This is a genomic window from Spiroplasma endosymbiont of Ammophila pubescens (assembly GCF_964020965.1).
Classification (GTDB): domain Bacteria; phylum Bacillota_I; class Bacilli_A; order Mycoplasmatales; family Mycoplasmataceae; genus Spiroplasma.
Map to the genome: position 1 here is coordinate 1428119 of NZ_OZ026611.1, position 22672 is coordinate 1450790.

The 22672-nt window shown below is 22.3% G+C and carries 30 protein-coding genes and 2 pseudogenes; 3 read left to right on the forward strand and 29 right to left on the reverse strand.

Features of this window, described 5'->3' with window-relative positions; all coding sequences use genetic code 4:
• The 11 genes from ABNT63_RS09410 to ABNT63_RS09460 form a co-directional block, all read right to left on the reverse strand.
• Complete coding sequence (locus ABNT63_RS09410; protein WP_348735512.1) at window positions 1–513, reverse strand: hypothetical protein; 513 nt, start codon at window positions 511–513, stop codon at window positions 1–3.
• A 369-nt stretch (window positions 514–882) separates the two neighbouring features.
• On the reverse strand, window positions 883–1254 hold the full coding sequence (locus ABNT63_RS09415; RefSeq protein ID WP_348735513.1) for a hypothetical protein: 372 nt from the start codon (window positions 1252–1254) through the stop codon (window positions 883–885).
• Between the two features lie 2 nt (window positions 1255–1256).
• Window positions 1257–1634, reverse strand: a complete 378-nt coding sequence (locus tag ABNT63_RS09420) for a hypothetical protein (RefSeq protein WP_348735514.1) — start codon at window positions 1632–1634, stop codon at window positions 1257–1259.
• Window positions 1635–1787: 153 nt separating this feature from the next.
• A complete protein-coding gene (locus tag ABNT63_RS09425) occupies window positions 1788–2009 on the reverse strand; it encodes a hypothetical protein (RefSeq protein ID WP_348735515.1) in 222 nt (73 codons plus the stop codon).
• A gap of 2 nt (window positions 2010–2011) precedes the next feature.
• Window positions 2012–2176 (reverse strand): hypothetical protein, encoded by a 165-nt coding sequence (locus ABNT63_RS09430; RefSeq protein WP_348735516.1) that lies wholly within the window; start codon window positions 2174–2176, stop codon window positions 2012–2014.
• 2 nt (window positions 2177–2178) lie between these two features.
• The gene (locus ABNT63_RS09435; protein ID WP_348735517.1) at window positions 2179–2367 is read right to left on the reverse strand and encodes a hypothetical protein; all 189 of its coding nucleotides are present in this window, start codon (window positions 2365–2367) and stop codon (window positions 2179–2181) included.
• Between the two features lie 13 nt (window positions 2368–2380).
• On the reverse strand, window positions 2381–2503 hold the full coding sequence (locus ABNT63_RS09440) for a hypothetical protein (protein WP_348735518.1): 123 nt from the start codon (window positions 2501–2503) through the stop codon (window positions 2381–2383).
• 146 nt (window positions 2504–2649) lie between these two features.
• Window positions 2650–2910, reverse strand: coding sequence for an HNH endonuclease (locus tag ABNT63_RS09445; RefSeq protein ID WP_348735519.1), 261 nt, complete (start codon window positions 2908–2910; stop codon window positions 2650–2652).
• A gap of 9 nt (window positions 2911–2919) precedes the next feature.
• The gene (locus ABNT63_RS09450) at window positions 2920–3741 is read right to left on the reverse strand and encodes a recombinase RecT (RefSeq protein WP_348735520.1); all 822 of its coding nucleotides are present in this window, start codon (window positions 3739–3741) and stop codon (window positions 2920–2922) included.
• 1 nt (window position 3742) lies between these two features.
• Entirely contained in the window at window positions 3743–4447 is a 705-nt protein-coding gene (locus tag ABNT63_RS09455) for a PD-(D/E)XK nuclease family protein (RefSeq protein WP_348735521.1), read from the reverse strand.
• A 7-nt stretch (window positions 4448–4454) separates the two neighbouring features.
• The gene (locus ABNT63_RS09460; protein ID WP_348735522.1) at window positions 4455–5114 is read right to left on the reverse strand and encodes a hypothetical protein; all 660 of its coding nucleotides are present in this window, start codon (window positions 5112–5114) and stop codon (window positions 4455–4457) included.
• 181 nt (window positions 5115–5295) lie between these two features.
• Here ABNT63_RS09460 and ABNT63_RS09465 point away from each other — a divergent pair, with 181 nt between their 5' ends.
• Window positions 5296–5604 (forward strand): hypothetical protein, encoded by a 309-nt coding sequence (locus ABNT63_RS09465; protein ID WP_348735523.1) that lies wholly within the window; start codon window positions 5296–5298, stop codon window positions 5602–5604.
• 35 nt (window positions 5605–5639) lie between these two features.
• On the opposite strand, the gene ABNT63_RS09470 is transcribed toward ABNT63_RS09465, so the two are convergent.
• Window positions 5640–6380: a DNA-methyltransferase gene (locus ABNT63_RS09470; RefSeq protein WP_348735524.1), complete on the reverse strand. Its 741-nt coding sequence runs from the start codon at window positions 6378–6380 to the stop codon at window positions 5640–5642.
• Between the two features lie 700 nt (window positions 6381–7080).
• A complete protein-coding gene (locus ABNT63_RS09475; protein WP_348737186.1) occupies window positions 7081–8604 on the reverse strand; it encodes an ABC transporter permease subunit in 1524 nt (507 codons plus the stop codon).
• Between ABNT63_RS09475 and ABNT63_RS09480 the strand changes: the two genes are divergently transcribed.
• A complete protein-coding gene (locus tag ABNT63_RS09480) occupies window positions 8537–8692 on the forward strand; it encodes a hypothetical protein (RefSeq protein ID WP_348735525.1) in 156 nt (51 codons plus the stop codon). The two genes, ABNT63_RS09475 and ABNT63_RS09480, sit on opposite strands and share 68 nt — an antisense overlap.
• Here ABNT63_RS09480 and ABNT63_RS09485 read toward each other — a convergent pair.
• The 3 genes from ABNT63_RS09485 to ABNT63_RS09495 form a co-directional block, all read right to left on the reverse strand.
• A complete protein-coding gene (locus ABNT63_RS09485) occupies window positions 8689–8853 on the reverse strand; it encodes a hypothetical protein (RefSeq protein ID WP_348735526.1) in 165 nt (54 codons plus the stop codon). The genes ABNT63_RS09480 and ABNT63_RS09485 overlap by 4 nt on opposite strands.
• Before the next feature lie 3 nt (window positions 8854–8856).
• Entirely contained in the window at window positions 8857–9753 is an 897-nt protein-coding gene (locus tag ABNT63_RS09490; RefSeq protein ID WP_348735527.1) for a substrate-binding domain-containing protein, read from the reverse strand.
• A gap of 464 nt (window positions 9754–10217) precedes the next feature.
• The gene (locus tag ABNT63_RS09495; RefSeq protein ID WP_348735528.1) at window positions 10218–11306 is read right to left on the reverse strand and encodes a DDE-type integrase/transposase/recombinase; all 1089 of its coding nucleotides are present in this window, start codon (window positions 11304–11306) and stop codon (window positions 10218–10220) included.
• Between the two features lie 186 nt (window positions 11307–11492).
• Between ABNT63_RS09495 and ABNT63_RS09500 the strand changes: the two genes are divergently transcribed.
• A complete protein-coding gene (locus tag ABNT63_RS09500; protein ID WP_348735529.1) occupies window positions 11493–11939 on the forward strand; it encodes a lipoprotein in 447 nt (148 codons plus the stop codon).
• Between the two features lie 20 nt (window positions 11940–11959).
• Here ABNT63_RS09500 and ABNT63_RS09505 read toward each other — a convergent pair.
• The 13 genes and pseudogenes from ABNT63_RS09505 to ABNT63_RS09565 all read right to left on the reverse strand — a co-directional run bounded on the left by ABNT63_RS09505 (window position 11960) and on the right by ABNT63_RS09565 (window position 22666).
• Window positions 11960–14191: pseudogene (locus ABNT63_RS09505) on the reverse strand (spiroplasma phage ORF1-like family protein).
• Window positions 14184–14447 carry a hypothetical protein gene (locus ABNT63_RS09510; protein ID WP_348735530.1) on the reverse strand — a complete coding sequence of 88 codons (264 nt, stop codon included), beginning with the start codon at window positions 14445–14447 and terminating at the stop codon, window positions 14184–14186. The pseudogene ABNT63_RS09505 and the gene ABNT63_RS09510 overlap by 8 nt, the downstream one beginning before the upstream one ends.
• A gap of 57 nt (window positions 14448–14504) precedes the next feature.
• Window positions 14505–14741 (reverse strand): hypothetical protein, encoded by a 237-nt coding sequence (locus tag ABNT63_RS09515; RefSeq protein ID WP_348735531.1) that lies wholly within the window; start codon window positions 14739–14741, stop codon window positions 14505–14507.
• An 18-nt stretch (window positions 14742–14759) separates the two neighbouring features.
• A complete protein-coding gene (locus ABNT63_RS09520; protein WP_348735532.1) occupies window positions 14760–15194 on the reverse strand; it encodes a hypothetical protein in 435 nt (144 codons plus the stop codon).
• Entirely contained in the window at window positions 15187–16149 is a 963-nt protein-coding gene (locus tag ABNT63_RS09525; protein WP_348735533.1) for a hypothetical protein, read from the reverse strand. The genes ABNT63_RS09520 and ABNT63_RS09525 overlap by 8 nt, the downstream gene beginning before the upstream one ends.
• 401 nt (window positions 16150–16550) lie before the next feature.
• Complete coding sequence (locus ABNT63_RS09530; RefSeq protein WP_348735534.1) at window positions 16551–16754, reverse strand: DUF2649 family protein; 204 nt, start codon at window positions 16752–16754, stop codon at window positions 16551–16553.
• A gap of 152 nt (window positions 16755–16906) precedes the next feature.
• Window positions 16907–17344, reverse strand: a pseudogene (locus ABNT63_RS09535) (DUF3627 domain-containing protein).
• Between the two features lie 416 nt (window positions 17345–17760).
• Window positions 17761–17979: a hypothetical protein gene (locus ABNT63_RS09540; RefSeq protein WP_004028164.1), complete on the reverse strand. Its 219-nt coding sequence runs from the start codon at window positions 17977–17979 to the stop codon at window positions 17761–17763.
• Window positions 17979–18128 carry a hypothetical protein gene (locus ABNT63_RS09545; protein WP_348735535.1) on the reverse strand — a complete coding sequence of 50 codons (150 nt, stop codon included), beginning with the start codon at window positions 18126–18128 and terminating at the stop codon, window positions 17979–17981. The genes ABNT63_RS09540 and ABNT63_RS09545 overlap by 1 nt, the downstream gene beginning before the upstream one ends.
• A gap of 352 nt (window positions 18129–18480) precedes the next feature.
• On the reverse strand, window positions 18481–19392 hold the full coding sequence (locus ABNT63_RS09550) for an ATP-binding protein (RefSeq protein WP_348735536.1): 912 nt from the start codon (window positions 19390–19392) through the stop codon (window positions 18481–18483).
• A gap of 28 nt (window positions 19393–19420) precedes the next feature.
• Complete coding sequence (locus ABNT63_RS09555) at window positions 19421–20668, reverse strand: DnaD domain protein (protein ID WP_348735537.1); 1248 nt, start codon at window positions 20666–20668, stop codon at window positions 19421–19423.
• 165 nt (window positions 20669–20833) lie between these two features.
• Entirely contained in the window at window positions 20834–21538 is a 705-nt protein-coding gene (locus tag ABNT63_RS09560) for a folate family ECF transporter S component (protein ID WP_348735539.1), read from the reverse strand.
• Window positions 21539–21541: 3 nt separating this feature from the next.
• On the reverse strand, window positions 21542–22666 hold the full coding sequence (locus ABNT63_RS09565; RefSeq protein WP_348735540.1) for a bifunctional folylpolyglutamate synthase/dihydrofolate synthase: 1125 nt from the start codon (window positions 22664–22666) through the stop codon (window positions 21542–21544).
• Between the last annotated feature and the right edge of the window lie 6 nt (window positions 22667–22672).

Sequence of the window (22672 nt, forward strand, 5' to 3'; positions counted from 1 at the left end):
TTATTTTTCTCCTATATTTTTTTTAACAATTATATTAATTTCTAAATTATTTTTTTCATATTTGTTGTATCCTAAATAAAAACCATTATCTCAATAATTAGGATTATCAATATTTTCTAAATCTTCTAGTAATTTTTTTGATTCTTCTGATGTTAATTCTTTTTGTTGAATTTTAGTATTTTCATAATGATTGTTATATTCATTTAATAAATCATTATTAGCATTATTTTTATTATGCGAATTAAACTGTTTTTTGTTTTCTTGTTTTAATTTTTCAAAAGATAAAATTAAATTTTTTCCCACAATATTACCACTTTTATTACTAACGCTACTATGGACTACATATTTTTTATTTTCATCAATTTTTAAACTAAAATAATTTTGATAACTTGATAAACCTAAATAATTTTTATCTAAAACAACGCAATCTTTTTGTTTGTTTATTAAAATATGTGTTTTATTATTTATTTCTTGCGAAATTAAATTTTGATTTAGATAAATTCTTTTTATCATATTTAATTACCTCACTTTATTTTTTTTACATTTGTGGTATTTATAAAATTTATTAAGTGTTAATCATTCTGAATTTGAAATTATAAACTCTTGCTTACATCTAATACAGTCAATAATTATATTGCCATTAAAACTTGCTCTGGGTTTTGAATAATCTTTTTTTATGATAAAATCACCTTTCTTTTTTCTAATATTTTATATTTGACAAATTATTTTTTTCTTTAATTGTTGTTAACTTTATTTTTAAACATTATTTTTATTTCAATTTTATATTTTTAAAATTTTATTTTCTAATTCATGATTAATTAATCAATGTTATTTTCATAATTTTGCCATAATAACAATTATTTTTGCAAACATTACAAATCGTTATTTCACATCCTTACTAGGTAATTTGTCATATTTTGAATTATCTTTTAAAACATATCTTAAAGGTCTTGGAAAACACCCAATATCAATAAATCTTTTTTCAAAATCTCCTTTAAACAATTGTGATTGTTGTAATTGTTTATTTTTTCCATTAATAATGTTATTTAGACAATCAATTAGTTCTTCTAAGTTCTCAATGTGATTTTTAATAATTACATCGATATTTTCACATTTTGGCTCAAATTCTTCACCATAGTTATTACAAATCATTAATATTTTATTAATTGCTGCATCTTTTTCAGCAAGTTCTTTTTTAAGTTTTTCATTTTCTTCTTTTAGTTTGTTAAATTTAATTGATTCTGTTATATTCATTATTAAATTTCCTCCCAACCATTTGCTTTAAATGTTTCTTCTAAATTAATATTATAAATAATGTTAATATTATAAATAATGCAATATTCTTCATCTTTTAAATAATCTTCAATCAAATCTATATTATCAATTAATCAATCATAGTTATTTTGTCAAAACCAAATATATTTATAATAACTATCACAAAAACATTCAATTTCATCTCCACAATGTTTTTTTATAAAAGAAATTAAATCACTTACTTTTATTCTTTGATATCCATCAAAAACTAATTTAAAATTACAATTATTTTTGTGTCATTCTCTAATTGAATTAATTTCAATATTTAATCGTGAATATTCTTCTTTTTCTTTTTCACAATTACAATCAACAATTTCCATATTAATACTTAATTGACCATTTTTAAAAATAGTAGTTTGATAATAATTAATTCCATCTGTTTTATTACAAACATTTTTAGAAATAATTTTATCAAAACTATCTTGTTTTCTAATTTCTATTTTTTTCTTTTTTGTTGAATTAATTCAGCAAATTTATTTTGTATTTTCATTTAAGTTCACATATTTATACCTTTCATTATTTTTATTTTTTTGTTTACTAAAATAAACTTGTTTTAAGTTTTCAAATTCTTCATCTGTTAAACGTTTTCTTTCAAATTCAAGGTAATATCTATCTCAAATATCTAAACTATAATCTTGTGCCGCTTCTGGGTAATTATCAAATAATTCATTCAATAATTCTTTTAAATTCATCATTATTATTCACATCCTTGTCATTTAATATTTTTATCTTCTAAATCAATAATAGTTGTTTTACTATACTTTAAATTTTTAGAATATGCTTTTGCTTCTTTAATTGTGTAAAAATATGTAGTATTTATTCCAAAACTATTTTTTGCTACTAATAAATATCTTTTTTCCATAATTATTTCTCCAAATTCTTTTTATTTACAATTAAATTTTCTAATTGATAAGTTTTTAATCAATGTTCTTCACATAATATAATTTCTTTTTTATAACCTAAATTTCACTCTAATTTATCACCAATTTTTTCAATATAATTATTTCAAAAATAAGCATTTTGATTATTGCAATTAATTCTTTGACATTTCATAGGTTATTTTCTCCTAATTCTTTTTACCTAATGCTCACTGTTCATCAGTCATATCTTCAAATGATACTGAATAAGCTCGTAGCATTAATTGATTTAATTTATTAATTATGTATTCATTTAATTTTTTCTTTTTCATACATCCTCCATTAATTAACAAAGTTAAAAAACTTTATTAATTTTATTTTTTTATATTTACTTTTAGAATTATTTTTTATTTATTATGTATTCACTAGTTTCTAAATTAATTTCAGTGTTATCGTTAAACGCTTTTTCACGCATATGTTATTTGTTATGACATTCTAAACATAATAACTCTAAATTATTTATTGATAATAATATTTCTTTATTTCAATTAATAAAATCTTGATCTTTTATATATTTTTTATGATGAACTATTATTCCTTTATTTAAATAACCATTATCTTTTTTGCATCTTTCACACATACCCATTTTTAAAGTGAAATAATAATCCCTTACTTTTTTTCATTCAGTAGTATGATAAAATTTATTACGAATTGGACGAGTTTTATATTTATTATTCATTAAAAATTATTATTCTAATGTTAAATCATCATTAATTAAAACATTTTCATCAAAATTGTTATTTTTTTCATTTTCATTTTCATTATTAATATTGTTGTTTGATTCAATATTAATAAGTTGTTGATTATCAATATAATTTATATTGTTTTCATCATTAATAACTGTTTGATCATATTTATATGCTTCTTGCATTTCAATATTCATAATTCCTCATTTTTTTAATAAGGTAGATAAAACAGTTTTAAGAGCCATATCACCAAAACCACTAACCATAAATTTTCCATATTTTTTATAAGTTTGTGAATATTTACTAAAATGACTTTTGCATTGTTCTTTTGTTCAAAATAAAGTTTTTTCAAAACCATTTAATAGTTTAAAATATGCGACATATCCAATAGTTTCTTTTTTAATTCTTTGATTTTTATCTTCTATTCAATTAAAATTATATTCTTCCTTTAAAAAATTATAATTTTTTAATTCACCATCTTTAACTTCAATAGCATTAATAGTTAAATATTGTCCAGTTCTAATAGCGAGTTGAATATATCCTTTATAGCCAATTTGAAGTTGTGCCAAATACTTATTTTCTTTTTCATTGTAGTAAGGTAAAACATAAATAAAACCTAAATTTTGATCTATTGGTAAATTTAATAACATACCTTGATAACACGCTGATAAAATACTATTTAATTCACATTTACTAAATAATTTGTTTTTATTTCAAATTGAAAGAACATTTTTAATAAAAATATCTTTTTCTTTTTCATTTTTAAATTTTGTATCTAATCAATTTTTCGTATTTGGTTGTTCTAAATAATTTTTAATTTCCATTTTAAATCTCCTCTTTAAAATTTGCACTATTTTTTAAAAATAGTGCTTTTGCATCTTGTCATTCTAAATTTAATTTAGTTGTTATTTTAAAATTAATTCTTTCAATTCCATTTTCATTTATAATTCAAATTTCGCCTTTATCAGCAACATTAATACCATTGGCTTTTAATAAATGTGCATATCCCGTAATTTGTAATTGTGCCATTTTAATTTTTTTAAGTTCAACATTTTTTCAAGTTTTAAAATCAACAACAATAGCATTATTATTTTCCATATAAACCAAATCGGGTGTACCACAAATTAGTCCATCTGAAATTGGTTGTTCTATTATTGCTATAATTTTTTTAAATTCTTTTTCAATTTTTTTAATAAAATTATTAAACTTTTTTATTAATGAAAATAATTCTTTAATTTCATTATATTCAACATTTAATAATTCTAATATTTGATTGATATTGTTTCGTGAGTTTTCATTTTTAACACAATCGTATAATATTCTTGATGCAAATTCATGAATAATATTTCCCCTAATTATTGCTTTATTAAAATATGCAGAACCTTTAATATCAGAATAATTTGTATTAAAATAATTACTAACTATGGGTGTAACACTTGGCAAAAATTTATTATTAAATTTATATCTATGTTCATCTTTTCAAAATTCAGCTTCATATTTTAAATTAATATTTTTATCAATAAATTTCATAAATAATTTAATAATGAAACTTTGTTTTATAATTAATTTCTAATCCATCAATTTTAGGATTTTCAATTTGCTGATTTTTTATTCAATTTAAAACATAGTCTGTATCAAGTTCTTTTTTAATAAATTTATTAGGAACTTTATCAATGTCAATTATTTTAATATCATATTCTTTTTTTTGTTTTAATCCTCTAATTTTTAATTCGTTTTCACTAATTAATTGATCAATAATTCCAACATTATTAGTTAAATTATTATTTTCTAAAATTAATTGTTGCTGTTTTTCATACCAATAAACTTGTTTTTGCAAAATTTCATCTGTTAAATCTTTAAATTTATTGCTAATTTCTTTTTCAAATAATAATAAAATTCTTCTTACTTGATTTAAAATAGTTTTTGATGAAGAAAGTGGATTTAAGTATTTTTTTTCTTCCATTTTTAAAATAGACTTTAATTCGCTACCATTATCTGCATCTTTTTTATTATTAATTGTGTAATTAATGATTTTATTTTGTAAAGAATTAAAATAATCAATATTATTTTTATCAGTTATTTTTGATATAAAATCTTTCAAATAATTTAAAGAATCATTAAGTAAATTACTTAGTTTTATTTTTTCATCTTCAATATCATTTTTAGTTATTAATTCTTTTATAGTTGTTAATTCCATATTTTTTAATTCTTACTTTCGTTATTTACTATTAAATACTTTGATTATTTTTAATGTTATAAAATATAAAATTGGTAAACATATTTTATTTGTAATTAATATTCCGATAATTATTTGTTCTATACTTAAAACTCCAAGATTTAATCAAAAAAGAATAAAATCAATCGGAAAATAAATAATTATGTTTGATAATAAAATAAGAATAATTTTAATAATATGATTTATTTTTATTCAATTAATTAGTTTAATTAAAATGGCCAATAAACCCGTACCAATATTTCAGCATAATGATTCCAAAGTAAAACCTCATAATGTTAAATCAGATAGAAAATGTCCAATAAATCCAATTAATAAACACCAATATCAATTTAAAATAAATCCGCTTATAAAAATGGGGATTAAAAATAATGGAATTGATGTTCTTGGAATAATTTGTATTCGCATTACTTGTGATAATACAACCATCATTGCAATTAAAACTGCGACATAATTTATTTTTTTGATTAATTGAAAATTATTCATTTTTTAAAAATTTAATTTAAGTTGTATTTTATTTAATCGTTTTTGTATCATTGAAAAGTAATTATTATTTATTTCACAACCTAGTCATTTTCGGTTTAATTGTTCACAAGCATATGCGGTTGTACCACTTCCCATAAAAGGATCTAAAATTAAATCATTTTCTTTGCTATGTTTTTTAATCAAATCGCCAAATATATTTAATGGTTTTTCTGTTGGGTGTTCTGTTTTTTTATAAGATGAACCTATTGGGTTTTTAAATATTGTTTTTTTATTTTCATAGTTTTTTATATAGTTTGGTATTGGATCTTTTTTAGAATAAATAATCATACAATATTCTTTATCTTTAAAAATAAAATTATTAGTTGGTATTGGATTTGTTTTTTCTCAAAAATAAAAATCAAAATTCATATTATTTTTATAAACTCAATCTAAATAATCTTTAATTTGTCTTCTATTCATTCAAATTAACATAAATTTATTTTTTGAAATTCGATAAAATTCATCTAAGTAAGTATTTATATCAAATGAATTATGTAAATTATTATCATAAATAGCATTAATATATTTATTTATACTTTTTGATATTTCACTGGAATTTATTTGTTCTTTTTTCCTTGTTGGTAAATCATATAAATAAGGTGGATCAGTTAATATTAAATCAACGCTATCATTTTCTAATGTTTTTACAAAAGATAAAGCATCACCATTTATTAACTTACCTAAATTAGTCTTAAATTCTTTCATTAAATTATCATCCTATTTTTTGTATTTTATTAAACTAAAATTATTAAATATTTTTTTAGCATTATTTTTTATATATAATTTTAAGATATGTTTATCAAAAATATTTAATTTAATATATTTATATTGTTTGTTTATGATAGAGATTGAGATAAATATATTATTAATAATTTTTTACTTACTTTTAATCTAATTTATTTATTAACAAATATATTAATTTTGTTATTAACTAATTATTTATGAGAGAGTGAGAGAAATATTAATATTTTATTTTTTATCTCTTTATCTCTTTATCTCTCTGTCTTTTAAATAAATATATTAAATATATAGTAAAAATAAATTTTTGCACATTTAAAATATGCAAAATAGCAAAAAATGGCACACCGAAAAATACTATTAAGTTTTCAAAGAACAGTTAGTTTAGTTATTAAACAAAATATTAAATTAACTAAAATAATATAAAACTAGTGTGCCATTAAGTTTTTAAAAGTGTTTTGAAATAGTGGAAGGGCAATACCTTAATTTAATAAATATATTATTAAAATTAACTGAAACAAGGAAGTGGAAATGCTTAAAGCTAATTAAAAAGATATTGCCTTTTCACTATTTCAAATATTTATTGTTAAAAACAAAAAATATCACTTTTTTGTAAGTGATATTGCTTTTACATTAATTTCTAATTTTTATATTTTTTACCCTACTTTTATTTATACGACCAAACTTTTACTGTCAAAGTTGTTCCAATATCATTAAAACTAGTCGGAATAAAGGGTGAAGAAGTTAAAATAATAAGAACCGAAGCTGTTTCCGTAATAATTTTACTAATTGCAAAAATTATCCCGGTAATAATTCCTCCCTTGGCATTTGGTAAAACGACTTTGCAAACCATTCCAATCTTACTTGTTCCCAATGTTAAAACAGCATCACGATATTCTTGAGGAACATCATGCAGGGCATGCTCAACTACTCGAATAATAATTGGCAACGTCATTATAAAAAACATTAACCCGACTGATCAAAAATTATGTCCAAGTCCCAACCCAACAACAAGAACAACATATCCAAAAATAGCAAAAACAATTGATGGTGTTGCAACTAAAGCATCAGTTGAAAATTGAATTAATACTACTAATCGACTATTTTTTCGCGCATATTCACTCAAATAAATTGCTGTAATGATGTCAATCGGAATTGATAAAAAAGTTCCCGTGAAAATTAACATAAAAGTTGAAATAATAAGTGGTGGTAACTCATAATAACCAATAAAAGCGCTTGAATCAAACTGTGCTAAATAACTAATTGCCGCAAAACCATTAATAATAATATTTAAAATAATCCATGCAGAAAAACTAAGTGTAAGCAAACAAGTTAATATCATTCAAAAAATTCGACAATAATTTATTGTTTTATTATAATAATTAGTTTTTATCTTTTTATTAATTAACATGAGAAAGTCTTTGTCTGTTAATCAAGTTGAATTACTTCCTTCTGCTAATGAATTGCTTGCTCGTTGAGAATGTTTTCGCTTTCATCTACGAATTAAATGCTTCCCTTGTTCTTTTTGTCGTTGAATTTTATAAGTAGTTAAAATAATAATATTTAAAATTGAAACCATCATTAATAGAATTAAGCCTAAATCAAATAAAGCTGAACGATGTAAACTAGCAACATGTTCAGGTAATTCAATTCCAATTTGGGTTGCTAATGTTGCAATTGGACTAAATAAAAAACTTCAAAATCCTTGCCTTAAATTAGGAATTTGTACCGCCATTCCTGTTAATAAAATCATAGCAGTAACTTCACCAATAACACGGCACATTCCAAAAATAACAGAACCAATAATTTTTGTTCTTGCAGCTGTTTTTACCACTTTAAAAGCAGTATATGTACGAGATGCACCCATTGCTAGAGCTGCAAAACGATATGATTTCGGAACACTTAAAAAAGCATTTGCCGATAAAGCAAAAATGGTTAGCAAAGCTAAAAAAGCTAGGATAACCCTTGCTGTTAATAAATTTGTTGGTCCGCTAGCTCCCGCCCGAACAAATAACATACCAATTGTTTCTCGCCCAAACACCGCAAATAAAACTGGCGGAATTCCGGCTAATAATTCAATAACAAAAATAATAATATTTCTTATTTGTCTTGATAAAAATTCTGTGACAAAAAGAGCGGTTAAAATTGCTAATGGTGCAGCAATAATAATCGCTAATGTTAAAACTAAAATAGTACCAACAATAAATGCTAAAGCGCCAAATTGGTATTCTCCTGTTTCATTATTAATAATTCACTTCGTCCCTGTTAAAAAGTTTTAAAATCCTTGATAACGTAAAGCAGGAATAGCACTAATAACAATGAAATAAATAATAAAAAATACAGCCATAATGGCACACAATGAAAATAAACTAATCATTACTTTTGCAAGACGATCAGTAATTTGCTTGCATTTAAAAATATTTGTACTAATTTGATTCATAAATTAATCTAATGTGGATAAATCAGAAAAAGGATTTGTACCATATCATTCTCAAGCTGGAATTAATTCATCAGCTTGAATGATTGATTGTCCCTTAGCTTTATTTTTTAAAAATAATAAAAAATTATTAACTAATGATAAATTATCACCCTTTAAATGAAATGTTAATTCAAAATAACGCTTTAATTCATAATTTTCTTGTAAAGTTGTTGGCGATGCTACAATTCCTTTATATTTTAAAATACTAAACTTATTTTCCTCTACTAATTTTTTAGCGCTATATGAAACATATCCTATTGACCCTGAATTATCCTTTACCTCCTTAATTGCTGCTGCAGTATTATTAGCTGTTCGTAATTGCGAATCAAATTCTTTAATTTGTAATTTTTCTTGGAAAACATCACGTGTGCCTGAATTTTGTTCATGATTAATAGGGGTAACTTTTGTTGTTGATTGACATTCTAACAAATCACCTCAAATTTTTGTTTCCCCTTCATAAATTGACTTTAAAACGTCAACTTTACTACTAATCAAATCTAACTCTAAATTTGATCCTTGACAATCTGATGGTAAATTAGCAATTAACAAAATGCCGTCAACAGAAAATTTTAAACCAACATATGGATCTTTTGTAAATTCTGTCTTTAAAGCTCGTGAAGTAAAACCAAAAACTAAGGTATTGTTTTTAATTCCTGTTTCACCTCCGCTAGAGCCACTACTATTATAAGCAACCCTAATATTATGTTCTTGGTTAAATTTTTTTAAAACAGAATTCATTAATCCTTGGATCGAAGTTGAACCACCAAACAAAAAAATTTGTTTTTGTTGACAACTAATAACACTAATGGCACTCGTACCGCTTAACATTAGTGTTGATAGTAATCCTAAAATTTTTTTCAAATCATATCCTCCAAATTATTCTAGTAATTTATTAATATTACTCACTATTAAACAGTTAAAATAGAAATCATAAAAACTGTTTATGGAATAATAATTACTTAAAATAAAGCAAAATGCAAGAAAAGTAGTATTTTATCAAATTTATTTCCATTTTAAAATAAATTAGCAAAAAAATTCCATAAAATTAAAAAGTTAATATAGTACCTTCTTTATAAATACTTTATTAACTAAAAACTTTATATTGTTAATTACTTCCAATCTTAATTAAAATTATTTGTAGCAAGCACCCCCAACAGACATGTAGTATATCACATACATTTTAGAGATTGCAAGAAAACAAGAAAAAATAATAAAATATATAATTTAAAATATAAAAACATCATTAAAAATGACACATATTTAAATAAAAATTCTAAAATTGACACACTAAAAAATAGTTTAAATAAAACTTTATAAATTTAAAATTATTTAGTTAAATTAGTTAAAAATTCAAATGGTGTCTGAAAATTCAAAGATTTATGCACTCTTTCAAAATTATAAAAGTAATAATAATCATTTAATTTATTTTGTAAACCAGCTGCATCCAATATTTTTTCATCAAATACAAATAACTTAGTATAATTTTGATGAAATCTTTCAATTTTACCGTTTGACTGCGGAGAACGAACAGGTGTTGTTTGATGTAAAATATTTTTATCTGTTAAAAATTGAGTAAAAGTAGTTTCTTTAATAGTACTTTTTTGATTATTCCGATGACTATTAATAAATTCAGAACTGTTATCAGTTCTAATTCGTGTTATTTTAATACCAAATATTTTTTTAAAATCACTGATTACTCTTTTAACAGCATCAATAGCATTCTCTGTGCATAATTTATCATAAATATAACCGAATACTCCTCTCATTCTTTCATCAATAAAATCATAAACATAATACTTTTTATCAACTGGAAATTTACTTGGCATAAAATATTTAGCATCCATTTGTAATAATCCTAATTCTTTAACTTCATATCTTGGATGTTGTCTTTTAATTTCTTTAATTTTATTTTTTATTTTTAATCAACGCTTATCTTTTTTAAGTCAACGGAAAAATGTTTTTAAATTTTTTGGTGCTTTATTTTTTAATTCTTCGCCATGAATTCCTTTTTTTAAATTATAAAACAATGATAAAACACCCCCAGCGTGTTTATCACAATATTCAAAATATAAATCACAAATATTCTCGCGAACATCATTACTATATTGATAATTAATATTATTAGGAACTGTTGATTTTAATAATAAATCTTCAAAATTATTATTTGCATATGCAACTAAAATTTTATTCACTCAATAATAAAAAGTTGAAAATTTATTTTTAAAATATTTTTTAATCAAGTCTTTTAATAATAACAACTTAGTTTTAAGAAAAAACTCCTTACATAAATTAATATATGCAAATATTTTCTTTTTTATTCTTTTATAATATTTATTTTGATGGTTTTTACTTAAAAAATCTTGCAATTTTGCTTGTAAATCGCTTAAATTAGAGTTATTAATAATATATTTCATTAATTCACCCATTTTTTAAAAATAATATAGTATAGTTATATCATTTAAAATAATTTTTATAAAACTTCAAACTTTTTTAAACAATCACAATAATAAGTAAAATATCGTTTCTAAAATATATTTAAAAATGCTTGTATATACATATATATAATGTCAATAGAATTTGATAAAAAAAAAGGAACAAATATGAAAAATTTACTTACTATTTTAGTAGCAATTGGATTAACAGCAACAAGTACAACATCATTAATTAGTTGTGAAAAATCAAATAATAAAAATATTCCTTGTGAAAAACAAGACAACAGAAATTGAAAACAACAATGTTCACAAAATAAACCATTTAATCAAGTTGATAATAAATATTATTTTGTTGTATGACATGGTTTGTTTAAAAATGAATGAAAAATTAGTATGTTTAATAATAACGCTGAACAAATTAAAATCTCTACTATTAGTACTTGGTTAATGAAAAATTTTGGTGATTTACAAGTTGGATATGGCAGAAGTTGAAAAGATTGAAAAAATAATGATGATATATATTTTAAATCTGTTTATCGTTGAGATGGCGTTGATGAACCACAAACACCAGAAATTGATAAAAACACTGGTAAAATTACAGATTGAAAAGAATAAAAGGACTTATAGTCCTTTTTTTATATTAATCTTACAAATTTCATAAATATAATTAATAAGAATAAATTAGTTATTGTACTATATAATACAGGACTAAATTTTCATACTTCGAATGTTTGATTAAAAAAACTATAAATTGTTTGAAATATTTTTCCAACACCACTCGCTAATTCGTTTACTTGTTTTATACCAGAAATATTATTAACGATTCAAATTGCCGCATTTCTGATATGACACGCTAAATTATATCAACTACAACTTTCATATTGTGTTTGTCACCATTGACTATCAGGGAATAATCCACCGTTATTAATTTCTTGTCAATTATAAATCCCAAAATTAAAATCATAATAACGATACATATCATTATCTTTTTGTGCTTGTAATTCAAAGACATTATAACCGATTTTTTGTTCTTCCATTTTTTTATATTTTAAACTATATTTGTTTTTTAAAGTGCTTTCAAAAACATAACCCTCATTTTGATTAATATTATAATTATTTGCAACGAAAAAATAATAATTAAATACATCTCCATAATTTGTATTATAAAATCGATTTTTATAGGCAGAATACATCTTAAAATCTAATGATTTATATTTATCAGAAAAATAAAAATAACGAGGATAAATTTTAAAACCATTATTTGCTAATAAACCATATTTTTTATTATATCCTTGTGTATAAGTATTATTTTCTAAATCAAAAATTGTTCGTAAATAATCTTTATAAAAATTTTTCGAAACTGTAAACATACTATTTAATAATTTTTCAAATTGATTTTTATTAATATTATTTTCATCAATTAAAACATCTTTAAAATTAATTAATTTTAAACCAAAAAAGTTAATTAAAACAGTATCATATTGTAAATTATCAATATAACTACTTTCAATAAAATTACTACGATTTTGAAACACCGGCACCAAAGCATACGCAAAAAATGCTTTTAAAAATTTATTAATATCAATTTGTCCTTTCATTTTTTCATAATATTTAATATTTCCATTTTATAAATATGAATTAGTATTTCCATCAAAATTAAATATGTTATCTTTATCTTGCATAAAAGAAAACAAAAAACCTAATTTATCCTTTTGATTTTTAACAGATTCATCTGCATATTTTCAATTATGAAATAATTCTAAACTGCCAGCAATAATGTTATTATTTTTATCAATCGTTAAAATCATCCTATAAATTGATTTAAAACTATTTTTTCATAAACTTTCATCAACAATTTCAAAATCAAAGATTATTCGTTGTGTACCAACAATAGAACTTTCATAATTGGGATTACCCCCTTGTTGAACTATAATGTTTTCTTGAATAATAACATCTAAATAATTATTTAAAAAATCTCTAACTTTTTGTTTATAAATATCTATTTCAAACTTAACATTACCGTTGCTATTAATTTTTGGTGTTTGTGGTTCACCAACGCCATCCCAACAATAAACAGATTTAAAATATGTATCATCATTATTTTTTCAATCTTTTCAACTTCTACCATATCCAACTTGTAAATCACCAAAATTTTTCATTAACCAAGTACTAATAGTAGAGATTTTAATTTGTTCAGCGTTATTATTAAACATACTAATTTTTCATTCATTATTAAACAAACCATGTCATACAACAAAATAATATTTATTATCAACTTGATTAAATGGTTTTTATTGTAATTGAACTTGTTTTCAATTAACAAAATTAGAATTTAATTTAACTTCCTGTAAATCATTGATATTTGTTTTTAATTTATTTAACATTTACGTTAAATTATATTTAATTGCAAAAGAGTAAATAAAATTAGTTAATTCTCTTAAAAATTGTTTTTTATCAACATCATAAAATTTATTAATATTATATTGTTTAATATAAGTATCTCAATTTTTATATAAATCCATAAATTTATCACTAGGTTTATTATAAGAAACACCAGTTGAATAACTATCCTTTAAAAAATCTAAATATCATTTATCGTTATAAGTTAATGATTTTGATGTTTTTAAAGTAGGATTAATAAAATAATTGGTATCACTTCAATTTTCAAAAAAAATGCTGCGTAAAAACATCGTATTAATAAAATTAGTTTCATTAATACCAGTTTCCACACTACGCTTTGTTCTTGATTTTTCTGTTGTTTGTGATTGATGGTTTTGTTGTAATGTCATTGCCCCTAACGAAAAAAAAAAAAAAAAAGAAATCAATAAAATTGGTATAAACGAAAATAATACTAAAAACTTACGCATTATTCTCTACCAACTTATTTTTACGATTTTCTTTTATTAATTTAATAATTTCATTAAATAAATAACCATAAAAATAATGAATTATTAAGATATATCACAATATATCAAATAATAAACCACAAATTATATAACCATTTATACCATCATATTTCTCTTTTAATTCTTCAATCGTTGAAACTGTATCTAAAATACATACAAGCGTTAACGAAAAACTTATAATAAGATATAAAATTAAATCAACCCAAGAAATAAACAAACCATTTTGTTTCTTTTCTTTTTTTATTTTCTACATTACTTTTCATAAATTCAACTCCTAACTATATAATGTTTTTGAAATAATAAAACCAATAATATATAAACTTGATATTGTTAACATTAACGGATGACTAAATAAAATCGCCATTTTACCAAAAATAGATAATAATCAAGTATCAGAATTATATAAATCCATAATAATATTTTTTGCTGATGTCAACTGATTAATAATAACAGTAATAAAACCATTACCAAATATAGCGATTGCAGCTACCAATAAAACTAACTTAATCATATAAAATTAACTCCTTACTTATTTTTTTATTCTTTTAGTGCTATGAATTCTTTTAAATCCTTGTTCTCTTGTTTTTACTTGTCTTGCTAAACTTGATAACTGTTGTTTATTGCGACTAACTTTAAATTGTTTTCGTTCTTTAATATGTTTTTGTAAACCTTGTTTAGTACTAGAAACACTCCGAATAGTAGCACCGTATAGTTTAGAACTATTAATAACACCGCTTTTAACCGTTGAACCTAAATCGTTATAATTAATTGATGTTCCGTGAATAGCATAAATTGATAACTTAATAACCATAAAAAAGATTAAAAAATAAGCAATTGTTATATTTGTCATTGGTAATTTAGTATTTCAAATCACATTAAAAACAAATAAAAAATTATCAAAAATAAAACTAAAAATCTTATTTCAATTATCGTTATTAACGCTTTCACTTAATAAATTACTCATTTTTTATTTTTCCTTTTCCTTTTTTTGCTTTTAAATTTTCTTTCAAAATATCAATATCAAACAATTCTAAGCGTTGTTTATTGTTTAATTTTGATATATCTTTTCAAAAGTATTCTTTTTTATTAATAACTTCATCATTTTTTAAATCACGGACAAAACTTAATCAATGACTATCATATTTATTAGCAAATTCAAGCGGAATAATTATCTTAAAAAACCGAATTCCTAATCCAACATCTGACTTATGTTTTGCTCTTTTACCTTCTGCTGTTCGTTCTACTGATTTTGTTTTTCAAATTTCATAATCAATAATATCTTGGAAAATACCAATTCGCATAATAAAAAAACGATTAAAAATATTACCTAATTTAGATTTAACGGGTTTTTTCAATGAAATCGGAATAATAATACCGCTTGCTAAATGACGAATATTATTTCACATCATACCCTCACGCTGTACGGTAAAAATCGCTCTATTTTTAAAATGTCTTGCTAAAACAATCCACACACTTTTACCACCATGAACTTTTTTAACTTCGTGAGGACTAATTCCATCAATATATAAAAAACTCTCATCAAATAAAATTAAACTATCATCAGGTGGTACTAATTTAGTTCTATCAGTAAAATCTAAATTATTAAAAGTTAAAAGTTTTATTGCATCATCTTCAATTGGATAATTACTATAAATTTTCTTCGTTAAAAGTTTCATAACTTGTGATAAAAAAGTTAAAAGTAATGTTTTACCAGTTCCTAATTTACCAATAATTACGGATAATGGATTATCTCAAATAAAGTAAACTAAACGAAAAACATTTAACTGATAAAAAACATTTTTTCAAACTCACCAAATAAAATAAACAGATTGTAAAGCAAATAATAGTCAAAATACTAAACCAGTATAATTTAATGAAATTATTCAAAGTAATAAATCAATTAAACTAAACAAAACCATTTAACCATTAATATAACAAAAATTTATTAGAAAAAATACAAACTTTTTCATTTTACCCCCAATAGTTTTTTATAATTAAACTAGTATTATTATGGTTTTCTCTCCCCACAAATCAAAAAGGAGAGTGATAAAAATTAAGAAAATTTTAAAATAATTTCAATATTATTGCCTATTATTGGAATTATAAACTTTTTAATTAATCCTATCGGAAAATTAATTACTACAATTAATTTGTAGAATGAATATTTAAAAATATTAGTCAAATAAATGCAAAAGAAATATTTTTTACAACATTATTTATATTAATAATTACTGCATTCATAATGAAAATATACATTATATTCAAAAAAAGATTTTAAAATTTTGTGGGGAGAGAAAACCATAATAATAACAAAATTTAATTATTTAAAATAACTAACTATTTTAAAAACCATTCACAATAAAAACCATGTTAAAAACAAAATTACAATTCAAACACCAACCATCAGAGTTAAATATTCATTTTGAGTTAAATTTCAAGTTGTAATAGTTTCAACATTTGTTTTATCTATAAATAAAAAGACATGAATAAAAAACTCTTTTAATTTTTCTCAATCATTTTGCATCTTTAAAAACTCCACATTTTTTGAATAAGTTTAAAAAATATTCCAAAAAATAAAATAATAAATAATACAAACGATAAAACATATAAAAATTCAGGGGCATTTTAACCAATAATATAACTAATAAATTGAACTCAATAATTATATAAACTCATTTAATTTAAACTTTCTAAGTCATTAATTAATTGTTGTACTTTTTCATCACTTCAATTTGTTAAATTATTATTGTTATTTGTTTTTACTTTTTTAGGTTCATTTTGAAATAATGCTTTATGCATACGCGTAAAATAGTTTTGTTTATATTGATTATATAAATCAATTATTTCTGTTCCAGTTAAAAATTTTCAATCGTGTTGTTTTAAATTTTCATCATATTTTACAATACGATAATAATTATCATAAATCAAACCAATTGCTACTTATTCAGAGTGTTTTTGACTAGGATAAATAAACTTATTACTCAATCAAAAACCAATATGGTGATTATGATTAGGTAAATTTATAAAACTTGCTTTATCTGTTTCAAAAGGAATAAGTTCCTTGCTAATAAAATAATTTTCTATATTTTGATTTTTCTTAACAAAACTACTCAATTTTTTCAACTCCTTCATAACAATTTAAACAATAAAATTCATCAAATCGTAATCTTTTCATATCATTAAAACAAGTTTCACATTTATATTCAAAATAATTAATCATTACTTATCATCTCCTAACTAAATGTTTGTTTAATAAACAATGTTATATTTAATGTTTATATATTGTTTATTTATTGATAAAAACATTTATTATTAACAATGTTATACATAATGCTAATATATTGCTTATTTAATGTTTAATAAACAATGTTATTAACAATGTTAAATATATAAAATAGTAAAAATTGGTACACTGAAAAATACTATTAAGTTTTAAAGTAATAGTTATATAAAATAAATTAATAAAAAATAAATAAATTAGTGTGCCTTAATTTTGTTTAAAATAACTTAAAATATAGTGTTATATTCTATTAAAATCCTTTAACCATATGACGGAAAAAGTTTAATATCTTAATAATAATAAATAATCCAAATGGAATTAAAATAATTCACGCATCACCTAAAAAGGTCATTAACTGCGGTAAAATACCATATACAGCATCTTTTACTTTACCCATTGCATTACCTAACCCAGTTCAAATAGAATCCATTCCAGTCCCAAAAGTAACTGCATCTGCTAAAAAATTCATTATTTTCTATCCTCCTTGTTTTCAATTTCTTTTTTATCTTTTTTCTTACCTTGAATTTGTCTAACTTTTTGATAAATTGATAAACCAATTCACGCAAAAATACCTAACAAAATCAAAATACTAAATATTCATGTTAATCATACTGGCATGATATAACTCCTTTCAATAAATTAAAAAATTGAAATTTGCAAACTCGCTCCGCTCGTTGTCGCTTTGCTCCACTTAAAAACATTATTAAATAAATTATCCACTAATAAATTACGCGGAATAATTTATTCTTTTACTTTTTAATTTCAATATCTTTTGCAATATTATTGATAATATTAATAACAATATCTTTACCATACTTTTTCACTAACGACCACAAAATAAAATATTGCTTTGTTTGCATAATTTCAACTCCTTATTTAAAATATTAATAAAATTTATTTTGTAAAAAATGTAAATACCACAAAAGTACAAAATGTATGTGGTTTCTACACCCCCCAACAGACAACATTCTTAGACTGTTAACTTTTCCACATAATCCTCATCAGTTCTCCTACTATTTCCCAACAATTCTAATTCGGTTGTTAACCCTCGAATCCGATCAACAATTCTTAATGCTTTTACTTTATTAATTTCTTTATCATTAATTTCAGTTTTAACATTTGCATAAATCGTTGTTAAAGCTGTTGTTGTAAAATTTGATGAAAAAAAAGTTGGCAGTCGACGACTAATACGGTCATTTAGAATACGAAATAATAAATCATCACGAACTCATGGAGAAACTGTTTCTCCACCAATATCATCTAAAAATAAAACATCCGCTCCTAATAAAATTTCTACTAATGATGATTCACTATTAAAAAGATTAAATGATTCCTTTACTCGATTAATTAAATTAATTACTGAAATAAAAGCAACTTTACGATTATTATTTGCTAAAACATTAGCTAAGCGAATTAATAAATAAGTTTTGCCAACTCCTGGCTGGCCATGAATATATAAACCTTTTTTTCGTTGACCTTTAACAAATTTAACCATTTCGCCAATAATAAGATGCATATTATTAAAATTTTCATCTTTTTTAATATCATTTAATCGTAGTTTTAATAATTCATCACTAAAGTCATAATAAAGATAATTATTTTTAATTTTATTTTTTTCTTTAATAGCTATTGTATGATTACATTCAACTCGTGTTAAAAACAAATTATTATTTTCTTTTTTAATATAATATTTGTAACCTTTAAAGGATTGTTGGCATAAAGATAAAGATGATGTTTTTTCACATTGATGATAATTTTTTAAATATTCTTGAAAGAGTGTCTCAAACTGTTGATAATTATTAATATCAAACACAATTTCTTGTAAATTAAGTATTAACTCTGCATTGTTTTGAAGTTGTTTTAATAAATTTAGTTTTGACATTGCCCCCATCTCTCTTTCATTTTTACTATTATAAATTTTTTAAATCATCTAATAATTGTGTAAGATCAACTTTTTTAATTCCTTGTTCTTGCCGTTTTTGTTCATAAATTTTATTATATTCTAATTCAGCCATATTATGTTTAACTTCTTTTTCTTTCCATTGATATGTTTTTGCTTTAATAGCATCTTTTGTAACTTTACTTTTTTGTGTTTTTGCATAAGCACCGCGTAAATGCTCCATTGCTTTATCAACAGTATTAATTTGTAATTGATGAAAAGTGTTTGCAATTTTTTCACAATACTTTCTTTCAATTCGATGAGCATTTTTAAATCAAACATATTCAATTAAGCAATTAACTACCCCTTGTCTCAATGAATAATTAATAATTAAATCGCGAATTAATTCAATTTCAATTGGTGTTGGCTTCTTATTTTCTCGTAGTAAAGTTAAATATTGAATTGGATCAATTGAAACCATTTCATTAATTTTTGCTTCTAACATATTAGTTGGTTTAATAACATTTTCATCATTAACAATTAAATTTAATTGTTCTCCATTAAGTTGTTTTTTTAATATTGCTTTTTGATAAAAATCAGATAGTAAATGTTGAAATGTTTCATAATTAAAAATTCGTTCTTTGGTAGTTAACTCAATACTTTTATAAATAAAAATAGCAAGATTATTTGTTAAAACATTGTAATAATTTGCTAACTGGATAATTTTTTCACGATATGGTAAATATAATTTATGATTTGCATTTTTTGATGCTAAGTATTTATCAATATAAACAAAATCAAATGTCATTGTTTCATCACTTAATTGACCAGATAAATCATTATGCTTCTGTTTACCCTCTTGCTTATTAACAATAAATTTAGCTTTAATAATTGCAAAAGATTTTTCTCCTACAATATTCAATAAATAATTTCTTAAAATTTGATTTTCAAAAAAAGCAATTGCGGAAATTGGTAATTGTGGTTTTAAAATATAATGCTTTCCTTTTTCACGTTTTAAAATCTTTAATAAACCAATTGTTTCTAATTTACTTTTTGCTACTAAAAATTCATCATATGATATTTGTAATAATGTTAAAAGATTCTCTAAATGATATTTAGTATTTAATTCTAAGATGAAATCTTGTGCTGTTAAGGCAATATATAACATATGTGCTTTATCGCCAATAATTGGCCGATATAAACATAAAAGTAACATACGTTCATCATCTGACAATTGATACTCTTGTTTAATTAAATAAGTAGTTTCTTTTTCCATCATTTTCCCGTTCCTCTTTGTTTAATCATTAATAATATTACAATGAACAATTAATAAGTAAATATAATTTGTTAAAATAATGCTATTAACTTACTTATCCACAATCTTTTTTAAATAAAACAATTATAATTATTAAGTTTTTAAAACTTTTCCACATATAAACAACTTTTAACTATTATATCTTTTCTGTTTTTTAAATTTAATTGGTGTTAAAACTAATAATCCTTTTTGGGTGCATCATAAAGCAAGATTATGACGTGAAGTAATTAATTTATATAAAATAGTAAAACTTGAAATAACCATTGGTAAATAAATTGCCAATTGAATTGGAAACTTAATTGCTTTAATAACAAAAGCCATTGGGAAAAGAACTTGTTTTAGACCGATTGCATATAATCATAAAACATTAAATGCAAATGAAATTAAAGCAAACCCTATTGCATATAAGATAATTGTTTTTAATATTCAAAATTTATCACTTTTAAATAAAAAAATCATACTTCCTAAAAAACCATATAAAGCAAGATTAAAGGAAAAACCACTATGATATGTTCCACCAATATTTACCAAAGCCCCTAAAGCATCAGTAGCAAGACCACTCAATACACCCCAAAATGGTCCAAATAACATTCCAATCACAAAAATTAAAAAGTTACCTAATGCTAATTGAATTACTCCTCCTCCCATAAATGGAAACGTAATAGTATAACTAATGACATTTGTTAAAATAACAGATAATGCAATTAATAAACTTATAATTGTAATTGTTAAAATACTAATTTTTTTTCAATTTTTATAATCTAATAATACCCCAAGATAAAATAAAATAGCAATCCCTAAACAAGCACCAATATTTGTTAATATATATAGCATATTTTACACCCTCTCTAAATAAAACTGATAAACCAACGGAATAAAATATAAAGACCCACAAACTAAAATATTTTTTGTTTTATTTCGTAATAATAATTTTTTCCAATTTTTAACTTTGTTCTGTATCTTAATATTATTAATGTCTCAGGACATTGGATGCTGAAATTCCGTAATATATAAATTATTGCCAAAATGTTCCTTCAATAAAGTTAAATTTTGCATATAATCTTTTTTTTGTGAAGAAGCATACAATACTAATACTTCATTTCGATTCAAATTATGTAACATTTCAAAAGTATGAATACAGGCACGAATTCCTTCTGGATTATGTGCTCCATCAATAATAAAATACGGATTTTTACTTAGTTGGGTAAAACGCCCTAAGACTGGGTTCACTTTTAAAAGCTCATAATTAATTTTAAACTTAAAAATTTTTAAAAACTTAATAACTAAGCCAACATTAAATTCTTGGTAATAATTAATTGCTTGTGGGTAAACTTCGCTTGTAATAATATTATCCGAATTATAATATTTTGCAATTAAATTAAAATGTTTTTTACAACTAGCACTAATAAAAAGTTGACAATTGTTTTTTGCAATTCCAACTTTATTTTGAATAATACTATTCAAAGTATTGCCTAATATCTCAGTATGTTCATAATCAATTGAAGTTAATAAAACAGCTAATTGATTATTAAAAACATTCGTTGCATCTAAACAGCCACCAATTCCAGCTTCAATAATTGCAATATCAATTTTTTGATCTAAAAAATATTTAATACAAATTAAAACTCAAATTTCAAAAAAAGTTAATTGATAAATTTTAATTTCTTCTTTAATTTCTTTGATAATTCGTTTTAAATCACTATCACTAATCATCTTGTTATTAATTTTAATTCGTTCATTATGTTTTGAAAATGCTGGTGATGTAAAAAGACCTACTCGTTGATAATTTAACATTAACTGGCGGTGTAAGTAATTTGAAACTGATCCCTTTCCGTTTGTACCAACAACATTAATTACTTTAATTTTATTTTGTGCATCCGCATATTTTTCTGTTAATAATTTTGCCAAATTATATTTTTTTCGAAAAAACGTTGCCTTAAAAAGTTGTTTTTTAACATCCATTGTAAC